The organism is Fervidobacterium nodosum Rt17-B1, from assembly GCF_000017545.1.
In the GTDB taxonomy this organism is placed as follows: Bacteria; Thermotogota; Thermotogae; order Thermotogales; family Fervidobacteriaceae; genus Fervidobacterium; species Fervidobacterium nodosum.
The window spans coordinates 498,017-516,985 of sequence record NC_009718.1; the positions used below are offsets into that span (position 1 = coordinate 498,017).

At 32.9% G+C, this 18,969-nt stretch carries 22 protein-coding genes; 14 read left to right on the top strand and 8 right to left on the bottom strand.

Going from position 1 to position 18,969, the window contains the following annotated elements:
- Positions 1–15: 15 nt before the first annotated feature.
- The 5 genes from FNOD_RS02380 to epsC form a co-directional block, all read right to left on the bottom strand.
- Entirely contained in the window at positions 16–846 is an 831-nt protein-coding gene (locus tag FNOD_RS02380) for a HisA/HisF-related TIM barrel protein (RefSeq protein ID WP_011993646.1), read from the bottom strand.
- The gene (locus tag FNOD_RS02385) at positions 837–1,577 is read right to left on the bottom strand and encodes an iron-sulfur cluster-binding protein (RefSeq protein WP_011993647.1); all 741 of its coding nucleotides are present in this window, start codon (positions 1,575–1,577) and stop codon (positions 837–839) included. Before FNOD_RS02385 ends, FNOD_RS02380 begins: the two co-directional genes overlap by 10 nt.
- The gene (locus FNOD_RS02390; protein ID WP_011993648.1) at positions 1,558–2,730 is read right to left on the bottom strand and encodes a dihydroorotase; all 1,173 of its coding nucleotides are present in this window, start codon (positions 2,728–2,730) and stop codon (positions 1,558–1,560) included. Before FNOD_RS02390 ends, FNOD_RS02385 begins: the two co-directional genes overlap by 20 nt.
- A gap of 543 nt (positions 2,731–3,273) precedes the next feature.
- Positions 3,274–4,158: a PLP-dependent cysteine synthase family protein gene (locus FNOD_RS02400; protein ID WP_011993649.1), complete on the bottom strand. Its 885-nt coding sequence runs from the start codon at positions 4,156–4,158 to the stop codon at positions 3,274–3,276.
- 31 nt (positions 4,159–4,189) lie between these two features.
- The gene (gene epsC / locus FNOD_RS02405; protein ID WP_011993650.1) at positions 4,190–4,855 is read right to left on the bottom strand and encodes a serine O-acetyltransferase EpsC; all 666 of its coding nucleotides are present in this window, start codon (positions 4,853–4,855) and stop codon (positions 4,190–4,192) included.
- A 210-nt stretch (positions 4,856–5,065) separates the two neighbouring features.
- Between epsC and FNOD_RS02410 the strand changes: the two genes are divergently transcribed.
- The 3 genes from FNOD_RS02410 (at position 5,066) to FNOD_RS02420 (ending at position 6,485) form a co-directional block, all read left to right on the top strand.
- Positions 5,066–5,479 (top strand): Fur family transcriptional regulator, encoded by a 414-nt coding sequence (locus FNOD_RS02410; protein WP_011993651.1) that lies wholly within the window; start codon positions 5,066–5,068, stop codon positions 5,477–5,479.
- Between the two features lie 101 nt (positions 5,480–5,580).
- The gene (locus FNOD_RS02415; RefSeq protein ID WP_011993652.1) at positions 5,581–6,084 is read left to right on the top strand and encodes a rubrerythrin family protein; all 504 of its coding nucleotides are present in this window, start codon (positions 5,581–5,583) and stop codon (positions 6,082–6,084) included.
- A 44-nt stretch (positions 6,085–6,128) separates the two neighbouring features.
- On the top strand, positions 6,129–6,485 hold the full coding sequence (locus FNOD_RS02420) for a class II SORL domain-containing protein (RefSeq protein WP_011993653.1): 357 nt from the start codon (positions 6,129–6,131) through the stop codon (positions 6,483–6,485).
- Between the two features lie 71 nt (positions 6,486–6,556).
- Here FNOD_RS02420 and FNOD_RS02425 read toward each other — a convergent pair whose 3' ends face one another.
- The 3 genes from FNOD_RS02425 to FNOD_RS02435 are packed head-to-tail and all read right to left on the bottom strand — an operon-like array spanning position 6,557 to position 8,821.
- Positions 6,557–7,234 carry a DUF554 domain-containing protein gene (locus FNOD_RS02425; protein ID WP_041256816.1) on the bottom strand — a complete coding sequence of 226 codons (678 nt, stop codon included), beginning with the start codon at positions 7,232–7,234 and terminating at the stop codon, positions 6,557–6,559.
- Positions 7,235–7,260: 26 nt separating this feature from the next.
- Entirely contained in the window at positions 7,261–7,668 is a 408-nt protein-coding gene (locus FNOD_RS02430) for a hypothetical protein (RefSeq protein ID WP_011993655.1), read from the bottom strand.
- 22 nt (positions 7,669–7,690) lie between these two features.
- Positions 7,691–8,821: an NAD(P)-dependent malic enzyme gene (locus FNOD_RS02435; RefSeq protein ID WP_011993656.1), complete on the bottom strand. Its 1,131-nt coding sequence runs from the start codon at positions 8,819–8,821 to the stop codon at positions 7,691–7,693.
- Between the two features lie 154 nt (positions 8,822–8,975).
- Here FNOD_RS02435 and FNOD_RS02440 point away from each other — a divergent pair, with 154 nt between their 5' ends.
- From FNOD_RS02440 to FNOD_RS02485, 11 genes are all read left to right on the top strand, one after another.
- A complete protein-coding gene (locus tag FNOD_RS02440; protein ID WP_011993657.1) occupies positions 8,976–11,528 on the top strand; it encodes a sensor domain-containing protein in 2,553 nt (850 codons plus the stop codon).
- 113 nt (positions 11,529–11,641) lie between these two features.
- Complete coding sequence (locus FNOD_RS02445; RefSeq protein WP_011993658.1) at positions 11,642–12,427, top strand: 2-phosphosulfolactate phosphatase; 786 nt, start codon at positions 11,642–11,644, stop codon at positions 12,425–12,427.
- A 21-nt stretch (positions 12,428–12,448) separates the two neighbouring features.
- The gene (locus FNOD_RS02450; RefSeq protein ID WP_011993659.1) at positions 12,449–13,180 is read left to right on the top strand and encodes an ATP-binding cassette domain-containing protein; all 732 of its coding nucleotides are present in this window, start codon (positions 12,449–12,451) and stop codon (positions 13,178–13,180) included.
- A gap of 1 nt (position 13,181) precedes the next feature.
- Positions 13,182–14,129: a SufB/SufD family protein gene (locus FNOD_RS02455; protein WP_011993660.1), complete on the top strand. Its 948-nt coding sequence runs from the start codon at positions 13,182–13,184 to the stop codon at positions 14,127–14,129.
- Positions 14,130–14,163: 34 nt separating this feature from the next.
- A complete protein-coding gene (locus tag FNOD_RS02460; protein WP_011993661.1) occupies positions 14,164–15,522 on the top strand; it encodes an ArsB/NhaD family transporter in 1,359 nt (452 codons plus the stop codon).
- Positions 15,523–15,560: 38 nt separating this feature from the next.
- Complete coding sequence (locus FNOD_RS10010; protein ID WP_476595884.1) at positions 15,561–15,680, top strand: STAS domain-containing protein; 120 nt, start codon at positions 15,561–15,563, stop codon at positions 15,678–15,680.
- 5 nt (positions 15,681–15,685) lie between these two features.
- The gene (locus tag FNOD_RS09360) at positions 15,686–15,895 is read left to right on the top strand and encodes an STAS domain-containing protein (RefSeq protein ID WP_274376824.1); all 210 of its coding nucleotides are present in this window, start codon (positions 15,686–15,688) and stop codon (positions 15,893–15,895) included.
- Between the two features lie 41 nt (positions 15,896–15,936).
- Positions 15,937–16,647 carry a queuosine precursor transporter gene (locus FNOD_RS02470; RefSeq protein ID WP_011993662.1) on the top strand — a complete coding sequence of 237 codons (711 nt, stop codon included), beginning with the start codon at positions 15,937–15,939 and terminating at the stop codon, positions 16,645–16,647.
- Between the two features lie 137 nt (positions 16,648–16,784).
- The gene (locus tag FNOD_RS02475; RefSeq protein WP_011993663.1) at positions 16,785–18,044 is read left to right on the top strand and encodes a DUF1576 domain-containing protein; all 1,260 of its coding nucleotides are present in this window, start codon (positions 16,785–16,787) and stop codon (positions 18,042–18,044) included.
- A gap of 1 nt (position 18,045) precedes the next feature.
- A complete protein-coding gene (locus FNOD_RS02480; protein ID WP_011993664.1) occupies positions 18,046–18,384 on the top strand; it encodes a hypothetical protein in 339 nt (112 codons plus the stop codon).
- A gap of 24 nt (positions 18,385–18,408) precedes the next feature.
- Positions 18,409–18,969 carry an isochorismatase family protein gene (locus FNOD_RS02485; RefSeq protein WP_011993665.1) on the top strand — a complete coding sequence of 187 codons (561 nt, stop codon included), beginning with the start codon at positions 18,409–18,411 and terminating at the stop codon, positions 18,967–18,969.

Genomic DNA, 18,969 nt, shown 5'->3' on the forward strand with positions numbered 1-18,969 from the left:
CCCTTTAGTAAATTTTTATAAGAGTTCATTCAAAACCTTTTCATTTTTGAACAAAGCGCTTCCAACACTTACAGCATCCGCACCCAATTTTAAAAATAATTCAACATCTTCGCGTTTATAAACACCGCCTGAAGCGATGATAAAAATATCACTCAATCTCTTTCGTACTTCATAAACTGCTCTTAAAGCTATAGGAAGAAGATTTGGACCGGAAAGCCCTCCTAAAATCATCTCACCTTCATCGTTAAACATAAGTCCTCTAATTGTGTTTATAACCGTCACTCCATCCCAACCAGTATCTTTTACAATTGCCGCGTTTTCCTCCACAAAACCTCCTTCGATACCCAATTTAGCTATGAGAAATACATCAGGTACTTCTGTTCTAATTTCTTTCAATAAATTTTTCCACTCACCTATATCTGACATTATCGAAAGCCCGCCACGTTTTACGTTTGGGCAAGAGAAGTTATATTCAACAGCTATAAATTTACTAGTATAAGGCTTTATTATCTTTGTAATCGATAAATATTCCTCGAAGAAATCACCACCTAAACTTAAAATCACAGGCACTTTATCAAATAACTCATCGTATTCTCCATTCTCAAGAGATTTGATAAAAGAATGCACACCGGGATTTTCTAAACCTATTCTATTTATCAAATAACCACCTTTTGCATACATGCGAGGTGGCCTATTCCCTTCTTTAGGTTTATAAGTTACAGTTTTCGATGTATAAGCTCCTAATTTATTCCATTCGATACCTTCGATTTTTAAGTACTCCCCAAATCCACCTGGTCCGGAAGCTATTATCAGTGGGCTCCTAAGATTTAATTTCCTTATAGACATACTTCATCACCCCGAAACACAGGTCCATCTGTGCAAACATGTTTTATTCCATATTTACTTTCCACCGCACAACTCTTGCAAGCACCAATTCCGCATCCCATATATTCATTAAGAGAAATGTAAACTATTTTCTTATACAAATTTTTAACCGCTATCTTTTCCATATTTTTTGAACCTGAAACAAAAATCCAATCAAAATCAGAATCGTTTAGTCTTTCTGTCAAACCCAAAAATTCACTATCTCCAACTATAAATTCCATATTTTTATCTCTAAACTTTTCAACGAATTTTTCAGAAAAAGGCGTTTTTGAAGTCACGTAAAGTGGCACATTAAATTTTTGAGAAATAAAATATCCTTCAGCAAAACACGAAGGAGCGACAACAACCACTCCATTGCTTTCTCTTGCTCTTTCTGGTTCTCCTGGCATAAATGGATTACCTAACGGCGCAAGGATATCTATCAATTCATTTGTTTCAACAATATACCTTGTTCCATCACCAACTATTTTTACAGAAATTGCCAAGTTACCTTCAAATTTTCCCAAAGTAAATGGTTTTCTTGTAAGTCCGTATGAATCAACATCAATCATACAAAATTGACCACAATCAAAATCGAAACTTCCACCTTCAAAAACTATCAAATAGGTATCAGCTGTGATTTGAAAAACTTCCTTCTTCGATAGTTTATAACTTTTAATCTTTTCACTTGATTTATTCGATAAATTCCCCATCCCAATACACCCACCTTCCGTTTCTTCTTACTCCAAGTACTTTTCCTTTAACTTTGTATCCATTAAACGCACAATTTTTACCTTTGCTATAAAAGTTATTTCCATCAACGATATATTCAGCTTTTGTATCTATAAGAACTGCATCGCTTGGAAAATTCATATTAAAGTCAGCATAACTTTTGCCTAAAATCTTCAAAGGTTTCACAGTCAAATTTTTCAAAACCAACTCTATATCTTCAAAAATCGTTAAATAAACTGAAAAGGCAACTTCTATATGCGAACTCCCATAAGGTGCGTCTTCGTATCTTACCGGCTTTTCTGGATGAGGAGCATGATCTGTCGCAAAAGTATCGATAATTCCACTTCTAACAGCCTTAATAAGTTCATCTCTATATTTGGATATTGGTGGATTTATCTTTTGATTTGGACTGGAAATCATATCAGGTGTGAAGAATACGTGGTGAGGTGTAACTTCGCAAGTTATTTGAGCATATTTTTTAAGGTAAGTGATTACTTCTATCGATTGAAGAGTTGAAACATGCTGGATATGAAACTTGTTAAAACCAAATTCTATACCTGTCATTACTGTTCTAAATATAGCTATCGATTCGTTGGAGTAAGTTCGAATACTATTAGGAAGGTTTGTGCCAATATAAAAATCTCCTGAAAGCTCATGTAATTGAGAGTGGTCAAAGAGTAAATATGGCTTTTTATTCTTAAATCCATCTACCAAATCTTCCGAATAATAGTATATGCCATCTGTTGAATATCCAGTGATCTTTTCACCGAATTGACTATTTGCGTCATATAAATCCTCGACTTTTCCAAATAAACTAACTGTGTAATTATAAAGAACAATTTTATCTTCTGATAATTTAATATGTTCATTCAAAACATCCAAAGAATCTATAACAGGTTTTGTATTTGGTTGCAAATTTACAATAAGAAATCCTCCTACAACAGCTGCTTTTGTTAAAGAATCATAATCTTCCCCATCAATAAGTCTAACATGTGTATGCAGATCAACAAACGGTGGTGAAAGCAAAAGTCCATTGGTAGTTGCCGGATTCTCGGGAAAATCAAGTTCGATATCTTTTAGTTCAAAATCTTCTATCTTACCTTTGTAAATGTTGTAAACTTTTAAGCTTTCCACTCTCTCACCCCTATTCTAATTAAAATAAAAGCAGGACCTTCATAAAAGAAGGTCCTGCTTTAAAATATATAAAACTATTATTGGCTAACGACAAAGTGGAAAAACAATTCAAGGAAAGTAAGAAATCTTCCCTAAAAACATTCTTTCGCTGATTAGTTAAAATCCTATTATTTTGTATATTCTTCGCCTCGTTCAAGCGTACACTCAATCGGTCTTGGCCTCGCTGGACCAAATTAACCATATCATACCCACCCTTTTTTTATTTAAGAAACTCTCGTGTGGTATTGTATCAAATACTTTTTAAAATGTCAACAACAACTTATAGACAAAACTAAAAGTTGTAAAAATCTTTTATTTAAAATAATTTTTGAACATTTTTAAAAGACAACAAACTAAAAATTTGACACACGTTCATGAAAAATGTTATACTATAGGCACAATGGGGGTACTGGGGATAGGTGGGAGCTGTAAATTTAAAAGTTTAAGTCTGTTTATTTTTGTGTGCACGTCATTGACGTGCACACATTTATTTTATCTATTGAATTACTGAATTAAAGAAAGGTACTTGGTCCCATCATCTGGAAAAATGGTTACAACTCTTTCAAATTTATACTTTTCTTTGATATAAATTGCTCCCAAAAGATTGGCAGCTGAAGATACCCCCACAAATAATCCCTCTTTCCAAAGTATTTTCATCATATTTAAAGCTTCTTCATCGACAATTAGTTTAATTTCATCTATCAACTGCCTATCTAATATCTTTGGTACAAACCCAGGAGCTATACCTTGAATTCTATGTTTTCCAGAAATACCATTAGTTAGTACCGGAGACTGCAATGGCTCTAAAGCACAGACTTTTACATTCTCTTTAAGTAATCTTTTTAAAACTCTTCCTACACCGGTTATAGTACCACCTGTCCCAACTCCTGCAACAAATGCATCAACTAAAAAGTTCATCTCTTCCAAAATTTCCGGTCCTGTTGTTATTTCATGTGCAAGAGAATTAGCTGGATTTTCAAATTGATTAGGCATAAACGCACTTCTTTCTGAAACGATTTCCAGTGCCTTTTCGACTGCTTTAGTCATATTTTCAACAAGAATTAAATCAGCGCCCAAAGCTTTTAACATATTCATTCTTTCAACTGAAACACTCTCTGGCATTGTAAGAATAACTTTGAGTCCTAACCGTGCTCCTAGCCAAGCAAGTGCAATACCTGTATTCCCACTAGTTGGTTCCACAAATACAGTATTTTCATTTATCTTTCCGGATTTAATAGCATCACGAATCATAAAATAAACAGGCCTATCCTTAACACTCCCAATAGGGTTGTTTCTTTCAAACTTTGCATATATTCCATACTTATCGATGTATATCAAGGGTGTTTTGCCAATTCTTATACTTGAAATCTTACTTAAATAACTCAACAAAATCACTTCCCATCAAAATTTTCAAAAAATTTTAAAACGTATATGTCAATTCAAACTTATCTATCTCTTTCCGACAAACTGAATCATCTTCTAAATTGGATTTTGCTTTACTCGAATTGACAATTTTAGCTGGAATTCCAACAACTGTAGAATTATCTGGTACATTGTGCAGTACAACTGAATTTGCTCCAACTTTTGTATTATTACCAACGTATATAGGTCCTAAAACCTTACATCCAGCACCTAATATAACATTTTCTCCAATAGTTGGATGTCTTTTACCAGACATTATATACTTCGCACCTAAAGTTACACCATGGTATATAACAGTCCATCTTCCCACTTCGGCAGTTGAACCAATTACAATTCCTGTTCCGTGGTCAATTACAACTCCGGGAGCAATCTTTGCGGCAGGATGGATGTCCACTGAATAAATAACACGATTTAAATGATAAAAAAGATAACCTAAAAATTTAAACCCTGAGTCATAAAATGCTTTGGAAATTCTGTAAAGCCTTAAAGATTTGTACCCTGCGTGAAACCAGTATTGATACCAAACTTCAAAAGAAGGATCAAATTTTTTCAAAGCTTCTCTGTCTTCTCTAAGTGTATTTCTAAGACTTGAAAATTCTTTGAAAAGATTTATAATTTTTTTGCCAAAAATCACTTTGGTATTTAAAACGCCTACTTGAAACATGCGCACCCCATGTGAAATCACTCCTTTATATATTTATTTTGTACTTAGTTTTACCTAATTTTATCACTTCTTCAAAATTTGTCAAGAAATTTTTTAATCACTTGCACAAACTCTAAAAGTTGTGATATAATAAAATTAGATTTTGTCTATAATAAAGTTTAAATACTTAAATCAAAATAAACCAGAGCAAACTAAAAGGAGGTAAAATAAGTGAACGTTACCGAACTGTTAAAGGAAAAGGGAGTTAAGCCAACTGTACACAGAGTTGAGATTCTTGATTATCTTATGAGCACTTATTCACATCCAACAGCTGATGAAATATACTATCATTTCAAGAAAGGACAAAAACTTGCTGTTATATCTAGGGCAACTGTATATAACACTTTAAAAGCACTTGCAGATGCCGGTTTGATTTCTATTATAATCACACCAGATGCAATAAGATACGACTTTGTAAGAAAAAAACATCATCACTTTTACTGCACCAACTGTAAAACAATTTACGACGTTGAGTTAGAAGTCGAATTGCCAGAAATTAAATCAATAGACAATCATGAAGTTCATCATGTCCAATTAACGTTAGTTGGAATATGTGAAAAATGTAAAACAAATCAAGAAATTTAAACCCAATAATAATCCTAAACGAGCGCTTTTTAAAACTTTGTAAAAGGGTTAAAAAGTATTTAAAAACTGTAAAATCATCACTGGAAAGGAGAGGTGTAGTTATGAGGGAGATGACAAAGAAGTTTTTAGAAGATGCATTTGCGGGTGAATCGATGGCTCACATGAAGTATCTTATATTCGCCGACGAAGCTGAGAAAAAAGGACTCAAAAAATTAGCGAATGCTTTTAGAGCAATAGCTTACGCTGAATTTGTACACGCAAGAAACCACTTCAGAGCTCTTAAGAAACTCGGTGATACGCCTGATAACATTAAATCGTGCATAGCTGGTGAAACATTTGAAATTGAAGAGATGTACCCAGTTTATAAAGAAACAGCTAAGCTTCAAGAAGAAAAAGAAGCGCAGATAAGCACACATTATGCACTTGAAGCTGAAAAGATCCACGCAGAGATGTACAAAAAAGCATTGAACCTTGTAAATGAAGGGCAAGATTACGATGCTGAAAAGATTTACATTTGTCCAGTTTGTGGTTATACGGCAGAAGATGTCGCACCAGAAAAATGTCCAGTTTGCGGTGCTCCAAAATCTGCTTTCGTTGAATTTTAACTCTCAAATTTTTTACAACATTTTAGAAGAGGAGGGAATTGGAAATGTTAGGTGAATACATAAAAAGCGGTGATTTTAAAGGTGAAAAGCACGTCCCAGTTATAGAGGCACCTGATACAGTTAAGAAAAACGAATGGTTTGAAGTTGAGGTCAGTGTTGGAAAAGAAATTCCGCATCCAAACCTTGTAGAGCATCATATTGCATGGATTGAACTCTACGCAATGCCAGAAGGTGCTCCGTATATTCTTAGAATAGGAAGATATGAATTTTCACCAACACTAGAAGAACCTGTTATAAAGGCAAAGATTAAACTTGAAAAGAATTCAAAACTCATCGCGTTGTCTTACTGTAATATCCATGGCCTTTGGGAAGGTTCAAAGGATGTAAAAGTCGAAGAGTAATTTGAATATGCATTAATAGAAAAAAACGGCAGCCACTTTTTGGCTGCCGTTTTTAATTTTGACAAAATTAATTATTTAAACAAACTTACCAAAGCAACAATAATTGGTTCTATAAAAAGCGCAGGTAAAAAGTTACCAACCTTTGTATCTTTGATTTCTAATATCCTTAAACCTATACCAATAACCAACAAACCACCTATTGCAATTAAATCGTTTAAATAAAGTGGTTGAGTTAAAAATGAAAGTTTACTTGCAAAAAGCGTAATCGTACCCTGAACAACCAATACACTTACAGCTGAAACCATAACACCTAATCCGTAAGTTGAAGCCAAAACTATCGAAGAAACAAAATCTAACAATGATTTTGTATAAATTATCGTACCATCACCTTTCAAACCAGCTGTTATTGACCCAACGATAGTCATTGGACCAACTAAAAACAAAAGAGAAGCTGTAACAAAACCTGTTGAGAAATCCCCCTCTCTCATCGCGTCACCAATTTTACTTAAAAATCCTTCAATATTAAGCGCTTCACCAATTACTCCACCTAAAACCATAGAAAACAAAACGATAAGAAAATTATTGACATCCAAAATCATCTTTATACCTATTCCGATTGTTGATAAACCTACTGCAATAAACAAAATTTTCCGATAACTTTCAGAAATACCTTTTTTAAACAATATTCCCAAAAAACTCCCGACTATAACCGCTATAAAATTGACAAAAGCTGGAAGAAATTCTCTCAAATTGTCTCCTCCCAACATTCAAGACTTTAAAATTTTAAATTGGCTCCAAACGTCACAAACGCTTCCGGTTTTTGTGGAATATTTCTTCCACCACCTTCTATAAAAAACTCCATCCCATTTAAATTCTGAATGACTGTTGACCACCCAGCAACAAGACCAAAATTGAGATATCCCTTATAATCAACAAAAACCATGGGGCTTAAGTACAAACGATTTGTTGTTTTTGATGAAAATCTAATGCCACCTTTTATGTAATTAACTCCTATGTTTAAAAATAAATTGTTATAGCTATCCGTGTATGTCCTTAATTCAATACCAACAAAGTTATCAGCACTAAATGAAACATACAAATAACTCTTACTTGATGATGAAAAAACAAGAGAACTTAAAAGTAAAATAAACAAGGTGAGAACAAGTGCAATTTTTCTGAACATAAAATCCACCTCCAAATAACATTCAAATTATTGAATTAACAAATTGTAAGAGCCCATAATAAAGTTCATCATGAACTCTTCTATCTGTTGCCTTTGGTAATATACACTCTTTTTTTGGCTCTATAACATTTGACAAAATTTCAGCTGCTCTTATCAACATTTCTTTAGTAATCTTTACCTGTTTTTCAACAGCCACTTTCATTATACCAGGAAAAGCAAGTAAATTGTTAACCTGGTTTGGAAAGTCTGATCTACCTGTCGCAACTATGAATGCACCGTCTTCATACGCTTCATCTGGAAAAATCTCTGGTACAGGGTTCGCTAGAGCAAAAATTATCGGTTTTTTGCTCATCTTTCTTATATCGGAACCTTTCAATATACCACCTTTTGATACGCCTATAAAGACATCCGCATCGATGATAGCATCTTTTAAATTACCTGAATTATTGAGATTACCGGTTAATTCACTTACCTCCAAATGATACTTATGCAAAGCTGTTTTTCTGTTTATTATACCATTTATATCGCAAGGTACAATATGTTTAGCCCCTATTTCAATTAGCAATTTAACGATATTGTAACCAGCGGCGCCTATTCCATTGACAACAATCTTGACCTCATCAATTTTCTTTTCAGCTAATTTTAAAGCATTCAATAACCCAGCTATAACAACTACAGCGGTACCTTGTTGATCATCATGAAATACGGGGATATTCATTTCATTATTCAATCTTTCAAGTACTTCAAAACACCTTGGCGCAGATATATCTTCTAGATTTATTCCACCAAACGAAGGTTCAAGCACTTTTACTATATTAATTATTTGCTCAACATCTTGGGTATCTATACAAATTGGGAACGCGTCTAAATCTCCAAATTGTTTAAATAATACCGCTTTTCCTTCCATTACTGGCAAGGCTCCGTATGGGCCAATATTACCCAAACCAAGTACCGTACTCCCATCGCTTAGTACGGCTATGGTATGCTTCCTTCTAGTGTATATAAAAGTTTTTTCTGGGTTCTCTGCGCACAATTTCGCAACATCTGCAACTCCTGGAGTGTATAATAATTTTAGGTTCTCCTCTGTAATTTCAATAGTGGGTATTATCCTGTATTTTCCATTTAAAACTTCGTGAAGTTGAATTGCGTCCATATCGAAATAAGGCCTCCTTACCATATTTTCTAAAACAATTTTTATCTTTTTTTGATTGAAACAATATATTTTTTCTGCAAAATATGATATAATATTCTTAAAAAGTGAAACTGAATTTTAACATTAGAATAAGAAAACAAAGAGGTGATTGTTTTTGAACAATTACATTGTTTTTTCCATTTATTTCTCGGTAATTATATCCATTGTTAACTTTATTTATTCTTTAAATAAAAAGATTAGTAATTCATGCAAAGCAATACCAATATTGAATTTATCATTGGTTCTTTTCTCTATTTTGGAACTGTTAAAATTAGAAAATAATTCATCAATTTTTGGAATATTCCAGAACGGAATATTGGCTTTCTTACCAGTCTTATTCACGACTTTCATTTTGAAGTTCCATTCAGAAATTATTCCTAGAAAGATTATTTTGTCTTACTCTATACCTATTATATACATTATTCTAAAATTTACAAAAGTATTCAAAAATATACCATATAATTATTATCTTTTTGCCTCTCTTTTGATTATATATATAACATTTTTCCCAACAAAAAAATCCATGGATTATATTAGAATAAGATATCTTAACAGCAATATTATAACAATTTTCTTCGCAAGTATCTTTTTCTACGTGTTTATATTCATATTTTATAAAAATCATCCAGTTCTTTCTATTAGCCTCTCATTTGTAATGATTGTTATTCAATCAATAATTATAAATCGTAAGTTAACGGATCACCCAATTGATAATTTGATTAAAAGTATTGAACAAGCAAATACAATTTTTGTCTTATTAGATGAAGACGACAACGTATTGTACATTAACGAAGCTGGGTTAAAATTCATAGGATTAAGTAGAGACGAAATAATCGGTAAAAAAAACGAAGAAATTATTAAAATAACAAAAACAAGCAATCATTTAATAGAAAAAAATGGAAAAACTTATCGTTTTTCATTGCAAGAGACAAATGCAGGTAAGGTACTTATAATAAACGATATAACAAGTGGTAATAAATCTTTCTCTTCAATTGATATATTGAGCAATCTATTTGATTCACTTTTCGACAATGTACCAGATGGGGTAGTGATAATAAAAGAAGATGGCACGATACTAAAGTGTAACAGACAATTTTTAGAAATGTTTGGATACTCCAAAGACGAAGTTATAGGAGAAATAATAGATAATCTAATAGTACCTGAGGATTTAAGCAATGAACCAAAATTACTGAGAGAACTCGTTAAAAATCAAAAAACACTTAGAGTTGAAACTATAAGAAAAAGAAAAGATGGAAAAAAGATAGAAGTAAGATTGACTGTTGCAAAAATAAAAAATAATAATACTAATAACAACGATAAAGCCGAAGATTTAATTTACGCTTTCTATACAGATATAACTTCAGAAAAGGAAGCATTAAACATTGTACGAAACACTCTCCAAAAAGACATGTTAACAGGTTTGTACACAAGGTCATATTTTCTGAGAAGACTTACAAGCTTAAGCGAATTCTCGTTAATAGGTGATCATCATGGAATAATACTTATAGATATAGACAATTTCAGCCAGATTAACATATTAAAAAATCACGCATTCGGTGATGAAATATTGAGACAAGTGGCATTAAGGATTAAAAATTCCCTAAGAGAGGGAGACATAATCTCACGACCTTATGCGGATGAATTTTGGATAATCATTGAAAAAGCAGGAAAGAATTACCAACAAGCAAGAGAAGTTATAAACAACATAGTTTCAAAAATATTCAATGAAATTTCTAAACCATACTATATCGACGGAGAAGTAATAGAACTCAAATTTTCATCTGGATTGCACGTATTTTCTATTATTGATAATGCCGATGAGGTTATGAGAAAAGCAAATCTTGCATTAAAACGTGCTAAATCTTCCAAAGATAAAATTATATTCTACAATATCCTAATAGACAATGAACTTCAAGAAAAATCAACAAAAGAACGCGATTTAAGAGAGGCTTTCCACAATCGTGAACTGAAAATTTTTCTACAACCAATTTGTAAATACGATAAAACCATCGTAGGAGCTGAAGCACTCCTTAGATGGGTTAAAAAAGATGGAAGTGTACTACCACCTATAGAATTTATCCAACTGCTTGAAGAAAACGGCATGATAGTTTCTGTTGGCGAAGAAATATTAAGACAGGTCTGCGAAGTTCTCTCGGAAAACAACGAACTTAAGTTTATAGATATAAATGTTAGCCCAGTACAGTTAAGAGATGAAAAAATGGCTGAAAGATTCTTTAATATAGTAAGTTCATATGAAATTGACCCGTCAAAAATCGTCATCGAAATAACAGAAAATATACTCATAGATATGAACGATATAGTAAAGAATAATATAGATAAACTTCTAAAGTATGGCTTTGAACTATGTATCGATGACTTTGGTACCGGTTATTCTTCATTGGCATATTTAACACTCTTACCACTTAAAAAGATAAAAATAGACAAGTCTTTCGTTTTTAGACTTCCAGATGATAGAAAATCTATTAAACTTCTAGAAGCTATATACAATATAGCTAAGGCTTTCCAACTAGAGGCCATACCGGAAGGTGTCGAGAACGAAAAACAACTCGAGATTCTTTCAATGATTGGATACAAATTATTCCAAGGATTTTTCTTTGGTAAACCTGTTCCAACCTATGAATTTTTGAAAAGATTAACAAAAGAGTAACACGAAATCCAACCTATTAGAAAACACCTCTAAGTGGTTATAGAGTATAATTTAGTAAGAAAGTTGATTACGTTTTGCTCAATAGTCCAATAAATCACCTAAGAGGTGTTTTCATGCTTCTTTCAAATTTTCCCAACTATTCTTATAAAATCAATAACCAAATCAGCGTTTATTTTTCACACAAAGAATTAAATGGAGAGGTTTTACCTCCCAATTTCCTTTTTGAAGTTTCGGTAGTTATAGATGTTCTTAGAGCAACATCAACAATCGTTACAGCTCTAAACAACGGTGCAAAGGAAATAATACCGTTTGAAGAAATTAAAGAAGCATTGGAATTCAAAAATAAAATTAATGAGAGAAATTTACTCTTGTGTGGTGAACGTGGTGGAATAAAACCGGAAGGCTTTGAGCTTGGAAATTCACCACTTGAATTTACCTCCGAAATTGTCAAAGATAAATCATTAATACTTACAACAACAAATGGCACACGTGCATTTTTAAAAGCTTTCAAAATTTCAAATAAAGTTTATATAGCTTCGTTTTTAAACGTTTCTTCAACTGTAGAAATTCTTTCAAAGTATAACAACATAGCAATTGTTTGCGCGGGAAACAATGGGAGTGTATCGTACGAAGACACACAACTTGCTGGATTTATAATAGAAAAACTTTTATCCAAAAAGGATTATTCTTTATCAGATTCTGCAAAAATTGCTTATAATCTCTGGAAATCGTTGAAAAAACCAGATTTCACAGGTGAACATGCAAAAAAATTAATAGAGCTAGGATTTCAAAAAGATGTTGATTATTGCCAAAATATAGATAAAATAAGTATAGTTTGTGAGGGAATTAGACAACCACAGAATTTATTGAAAGTAAAAATAATAAAAACAAAAATATAGAAAACATAAAGAGGTGACTATATGCTAGAACTCGAGAATATATCGTACAAGACTCAAGAAAAAACGATACTAAAAGACATATCGCTAAAATTCATCCCAGGTCACAGATACGCTTTGATAGGTACAAACGGTGCAGGTAAGAGTACGATTGGTTATTTAATAATGGGACTTGATGGCTATAAGCCTACGACTGGAAGAATTCTTCTTGATGGGAAAGATATAACAAACTCATCAGTAACTGAACGCGCGAAGCTTGGAATCACACTTATGTGGCAAGAACCAGCCAGATTCGATGGAATGACTATAGAAACCTATCTTACATTAGGTGGAAAATTGCCTGCACAAAAATCAGAAATCATTGAAGCTTTGGAATTTGTTGGATTAAACCCGAACATATACTTAAAAAGATTCGTCGATAAGACGTTAAGTGGTGGGGAAAGAAAACGCGTTGAGCTAGCATCTATTTTACTTATTAAGCCAAAGTACGTTATATTAGATGAACCGGATTCTGGTATCGATTTAATGAGCTTAAACATAATAAATGATATAGTTAATTACATAGCACAATACGGTGGGACACCTATAATAATAACCCACCGCGAGGAAATGGCTTACAATACTGACTATGGGTATCTTATATGTTCTGGAAAAATCCTCATGCACGGACCAATAAATAATGTTATAACCGCATTTAGAAACAGTTGTGAAGCATGTAATCATCCAAATATTCCTATTCCAGGGGAGTTGAAATAAAATGGATGTAAAAAAAGAATTTGAAACGATAGTAAAAACGGCTGAAAAGCTTGGAACAGACGCCTCAAAATTCATGGATAAAAGAATTGCCTCGATAATAATAAGTGGTGATAGAGTAATCGGTTTAAACAATGTACCAGGTGTTAAACTCATCCATAAACAGATAGAACACGGCGTACAAGTTGATATGGAAATAGAAGAAAATACCGAAGTGCCTTTCCCAATACATGTATGTACTGGATATATCGAAAAGAAAGGCTATCAAAAAGTTCTATTTAACATAATTGTTAGAAAGAACGCCAAGGTAAAATTCACAGCACACTGTGTTTTTCCACAGGCAGAAGATTTTACACACGAGGCTGTTTCAAATGTAGTCGTTGAAGAAGGCGCAATAATGGAGTACAACGACGAACATTACCACAGCGATCTTGGGACCATCACCCTTAAAACCACAACAAATGCAAAAGTTGAAAAAGGTGGAGTATATAAAAATAGTTTCCACCTTACAAAAACACGTGTCGGAAAATTAAACGTCCTTATGAACCTTGAACTTAAAGAAAACGCTGTTGGAGAACTTGTGTCAAAAGTAAGAGCTTCTAGTAATGATGAAGTTAATATAAACGAAATTGTTTACCTCAACGGTGAGCATTCAAGAGGACTTGCAAAAACCGTCGTTGTTGGTTTAGATGAGGCGAAAGTAAACGTCCTAAATGAAGCTTATGGGAATGCGCCGTATTCAAAAGCTCATATATCTTGTGAGGAAATAACGAAAGGAGAAAAAGTAACTGTTTCAACAACACCTGTTTTAAAAATCACAAACGACCTAGCTGAATTAACACACGAGGCATCTATAGGAAGAGTTAGTCAAAAACAACTTGAAACGCTTATGGCAAAAGGGCTCACTGAAGAAGAGGCAACTGAACTGATAATTAAAGGATTACTTATGTAATTGATGCAATCTCAAATGATTCGAGGTTGATAACTTGATCGCAACGATTATAACAATTCACTTATTTTTCGCAACTGTTTATCTTGTTATCAAAGAACCAGAAGTTGTTTTGAAAAATAAAAAAATAGTCTTAGATTACGCCCGAGTTTCACTTGGTGTTCTTGGGCTTTTGATTGCTTCTGGCATAGCTTCATTAACAACAATAAAATCAGCTATAATGCCACAAATGAATATCGTTCCGTGGCAAATATTGATAATCTTCTTTGGTTCTGCTTACATCTGTGGTTCTCTTGATGCATCTGGGATTTTGAAAATCATCGCTTACAAATTTGCAAGTTTTTCAAATAACGGGAAAAAACTCTTTTTTAACTTATTATTTTTAGCTGGAATAATGACTGTATTTACATCTAACGATATTGTCACACTTACACTCACACCGATAGTAATCTACATAAGTCAGTACGCTGATATCGATCCATTGCCGTATCTAATTACCATCTTCTTTACTTCAAATACATGGAGCATGTTTTTTTACATAGGAAACCCAACGAATGTTATTGTCGCACAGGCATATTCTTTAACTTTTTTCAACTACGCTAAGTTAATGTTCTTCCCAACTTTGGTCGCAATTTTAACGTCCGTAGCAGGATTTTACTTTAAATACAGAGAAAAATTACCTGGCACAATAAATGTTAACCTTGATTTTGATGAGAAAGCTGTTATAAAAGATAAAAGATATACATTCCTTTCGTCTGGTCTATTTGTTATCTTTTTTTTCACAATAGCAATAGGCGACTTAATAAACCTTCAGCTTTGGAAATCGATAACTATATTTACAGCTATATACGTTCTTCTAAATCTTGCTTTTTCAGATGTACTATCAGAAAAAGATGAATTTCTAATTGAAATAGGTAAATTTGATTATAATATCACTTTTTTTGTTGATACAATAAAAAGAGTACCGTGGAAAATGCTTCCGATGGTTGTAACATTTTTCGTATTTGTTCATATATTCACACTATTTGGCATAACAAAATTTGTCGGTCAACTTTTCAATTTTAAAAATCAATTAATTGGCACAATCTTTACATCGTATGTAACTGCATTTGCTGCAAATGTTATGATTAACCAACCAATGACGATATTCTTTGCCCAGGCGTTGTGGAAGAAACCTTTGAACTATGCAATGAGCTTAATTTTAGGGTCAAATATAGGTGGAAATATAACACTAATAGGCGCACTTGCTGGAATTATGTGGTCAAGAATACTAAAATTCTATGGCGTAGAGATGAACAATAAAAAATTTATGAAAGAAACATTCTCAGTATCTATGCTAACTTTACTCACAACAAGCTTGGCTATATACATTGTAACTATAATAATTAAATTATGAAATATGATAAATAAGCTAATAACGATTGGAGTGATACAATGTTTGATTTCACTAAGCATGGAGACATATCTGTGATAAAATTAAATGGAGATTTAAATATCAGCAACTCGATGGATTTCAAAGATTGGATAATAAGTGAGTTTCTCGATAAAAAATAGTAAAAATATTACTTGATATGTCAAATATCAAAAGCTTAGATAGCTTTGCCCTTGGTGTTTTGATTGGAATTTACAAAAGAGTTATCCTCGCAGGTGGAAGACTTTGCATTTTATCACCAAATGAAAATATAAAAAGATTGTTTGAAATAACAGGAATGGATAAGTTACTAAAGATTTATAATACAATTAGTGAAGCTTTGTCAGAAATGAGATAATATTATACTATATTATAAAAGCATTGAGAAAGGAGGATACTATGTTTAACCTATTTGTTTTAACTCTTGAATACTTACTCTCAGGAATTGCAGTACTTCTTGCTTTGCGATTTATGAAAAAAGAAGGGGCTTACGTAGTCTTATCTACATTGATTATAGCTTCAAATCTTGGAGTTGCAAAACTTTTCAATTTGTTTGGTCTTGAAGTAACTGCAGCAAATATGAGCATGGGTATGGCATTCGTTATATATTCTATACTTACAGAAGTTTATGGACAATCTGAAGGAAGAAAAGCGGTATGGGTTGGATTCTTTGCTCAATTTCTCTTTATAATGCTCGGGTTAGTTTACACAATTTACACCCCATCGAAAAACGACTTTGCTCAAAGCTATTTATCGCAAGTTTTTGCAGTAACGCCAAGAATAGCCATCGCAAGTTGGACTGCGTTTATTTCTTCTGGTTACATCGCCGTCTGGATACACGACTCTTTGAGAAAGAGAACAAAACTTTGGATGAGAAATAATGCAGCCACTAAGATAGGACAAATCGCAGACAATCTTATATTTGTAACAATTGCTTTTTTGGGACTCGTTGATTTAAAAACCTACTTCCAAATATTTATAACAACCACAATCGTCGAATTTTTCCTCGATTACGTAGACACCTGGATCGTATACTTAGGTGTTAAATTCTTAAAAGATGAAAAGAAAGATTCGGAAAATTACCAAAAAATGGGAATTGTGTCTAACTAAATATTAAATATTGAATCAAATACAGAAAAAACATTAAGCAGAGTCGATTTCTTCGACTCTGTTTTTTTATTTAAATTTGGTATAATACTAAAGACTTCAAGGTAACGACAATAAATAAAAATGGGGGCTGATATCTCTTGATAGTTTACAAATTTTTGTGCACTATATCACTTGTTTTTGTACTCTTTGGTCTTGTAATAAGTAATGTCGACATATTCGAAGAACTTAAGATAATTATAATTTCTCCGGACTATCTAATAACAGATTATTTTGAGATAGCTGGTATTGGTGGAGCGTTTTTAAACAGTGGACTTCTTATGTTCGCTTTTATTTGTATCCTTAAGTTACTAAAAATAAATCCCTCAGGAGTTTCAATTGCAGCTATTATGACAATTGGTGGTTTTGCGTTGTTTGGAAAAAATATTTTTAACGTTTGGCCAATAGTTATCGGCGTTTTTCTATATACAATTATGACAAACGAGAATATTAGAACTTACTTGTACGTCGCACTTTTTGGAACAGCATTAGCACCAGTTACAACTCATCTGGTTCTTAAAAACTGTCTTAATTTAAACTGGATTGGATTATTATTTGCTATTTTGATAGGGTTCCTCCTACCACCCCTTGCGAGTTTTGCTTTGACACTACACAGAGGATATAATTTATACAACGTAGGTTTTACAGCAGGTTTTCTTGGCATGTTTCTTGGTTCGATATTGAAAGCTTACGAGCTTCATCCTGAACCACGTTATTACTGGCACACAGAAAATCAATTACTATTATCAATTTTCGTTTACTCTTTATTTTATTTAATACTTCTTTATGGTTTAAAACTAAATAATTGGAGCTTTTCGGGATACAAAAATGTTTTTAAATACTCTGGAAAGCTATTAACTGATTTCGTATTGTTAGAAAATGAAGCGATAACATTTATAAACGTTGGAATTCTTGGCTTATTAGGAACTTCCTATGTACTTCTAATCGGAGCGCCCATAAATGGACCAACCATCGGTGGAATAATGACATTAGCTGGTTTTGGAGCATTAGGAAAACATCCTAAGAACATATTCCCTGTAATATCAGGGACAATCATAGGTGCTTTAACTAATTCTCAGGCAATAAATAGCGCCGGAATGGTCTTAGCAGTTTTGTTTGGTACAACCTTGGCTCCTATAGCTGGTGAATTTGGAATTATTTGGGGAATTATCGCGGGTTTTTTGCACAGCTCCCTTGTTATGAACCTGAGTTTCTTGCACCTTGGCATGAACCTTTACAATAACGGTTTTTCCGGAGGATTTGTTGCTATGTTCTTGTTAGCTATAATAGATGCTTGGAAAAAATTAAAAGAAGCTATTGGTGAAAAGTTGAGAAGATTTGTAAAAATGGGGAGTGATTAAAATGGATATCGAAAAGATGATTGTAATAACATTAAGTGATATAGTATACTATTTTTTAAAAAAAGGTGGACATATAGTATCATCTGAAATTATTTCTCTTGAAAATGACTTCCATTTGCTGATTGAAGTTAATATCGATGTTAACGAAGAGATCAAAAAAGACATCGCATTGATGAAGAAAATAAAAGACCATCCAGAGTTAAAATATTACAGCGCCCTCGGAGAAAACATCGGTAATCTCCAAGGTATTTATTTAATTGCTCCTTACTTAAGTAAAATAGACACAGAAATCACTGATGGAGAACTAAAAATAGAGCTCTTTGTCAAAAAAGTGAAATAATGAGAAAGTGAAAGAGGTGAAGAAATGTTTTTCATAGAAAAGGAAAAACACAAGTTCTCTCTAAGTAATCCCGCCTTGCTAGTCATAGACGTACAAAATTACTTTTTCGACAAGACATCACCAGCATATTTGCGTGGCTCAGAAAGAGTTTTGGAAAATATAAAAGAAATAACAAACAGTGTGATGGGAAAAATTCCCATCATTGGTACTTTGCACATTGGAGGTTCAAATCCATTGAAAAAGTGGTGGGGAAACATTGTTGAAGTCGAATGGACCAAACTAATGGTTGAAGATTACAAATTTAATCATATCATAAAGAAAGATACTTATGATGCTTTTTATAAAACATCCCTTGAAGAAATCTTAAATTTTCTTAAAGTTGATCAACTAATAATAACGGGAGTCATGACACACTTATGTTGTGAAACAACCGCACGAAGTGCGTTCGTGCGGGGATACGAAGTTATTATGGTTGAAGATTGCTTATGGGATAAGGATGAGTGGTATCATTACGCTTCATTAAAAAATCTCGCACATGGATTTGCTGTAATATCAAATAAAGAGGAGATATTGAAAAATTTCTAG

Excerpts from the sequence above, each read along its gene's own strand:
- FNOD_RS02380 (WP_011993646.1), bottom strand. The coding sequence starts at position 846 with ATGTCTATAAGGAAATTAAATCTTAGGAGCCCACTGATAATAGCTTCC.
- FNOD_RS02385 (WP_011993647.1), bottom strand. The coding sequence starts at position 1,577 with ATGGGGAATTTATCGAATAAATCAAGTGAAAAGATTAAAAGTTATAAA.
- epsC (WP_011993650.1), bottom strand. The coding sequence starts at position 4,855 with ATGTTTCAAGTAGGCGTTTTAAATACCAAAGTGATTTTTGGCAAAAAA.
- FNOD_RS02415 (WP_011993652.1), top strand. The coding sequence starts at position 5,581 with ATGAGGGAGATGACAAAGAAGTTTTTAGAAGATGCATTTGCGGGTGAA.
- FNOD_RS02420 (WP_011993653.1), top strand. The coding sequence starts at position 6,129 with ATGTTAGGTGAATACATAAAAAGCGGTGATTTTAAAGGTGAAAAGCAC.
- FNOD_RS02430 (WP_011993655.1), bottom strand. The coding sequence starts at position 7,668 with ATGTTCAGAAAAATTGCACTTGTTCTCACCTTGTTTATTTTACTTTTA.
- FNOD_RS02435 (WP_011993656.1), bottom strand. The coding sequence starts at position 8,821 with ATGGACGCAATTCAACTTCACGAAGTTTTAAATGGAAAATACAGGATA.
- FNOD_RS02445 (WP_011993658.1), top strand. The coding sequence starts at position 11,642 with ATGCTTCTTTCAAATTTTCCCAACTATTCTTATAAAATCAATAACCAA.
- FNOD_RS02450 (WP_011993659.1), top strand. The coding sequence starts at position 12,449 with ATGCTAGAACTCGAGAATATATCGTACAAGACTCAAGAAAAAACGATA.
- FNOD_RS02455 (WP_011993660.1), top strand. The coding sequence starts at position 13,182 with ATGGATGTAAAAAAAGAATTTGAAACGATAGTAAAAACGGCTGAAAAG.
- FNOD_RS10010 (WP_476595884.1), top strand. The coding sequence starts at position 15,561 with ATGTTTGATTTCACTAAGCATGGAGACATATCTGTGATAAAATTAAAT.
- FNOD_RS02470 (WP_011993662.1), top strand. The coding sequence starts at position 15,937 with ATGTTTAACCTATTTGTTTTAACTCTTGAATACTTACTCTCAGGAATT.
- FNOD_RS02480 (WP_011993664.1), top strand. The coding sequence starts at position 18,046 with ATGGATATCGAAAAGATGATTGTAATAACATTAAGTGATATAGTATAC.
- FNOD_RS02485 (WP_011993665.1), top strand. The coding sequence starts at position 18,409 with ATGTTTTTCATAGAAAAGGAAAAACACAAGTTCTCTCTAAGTAATCCC.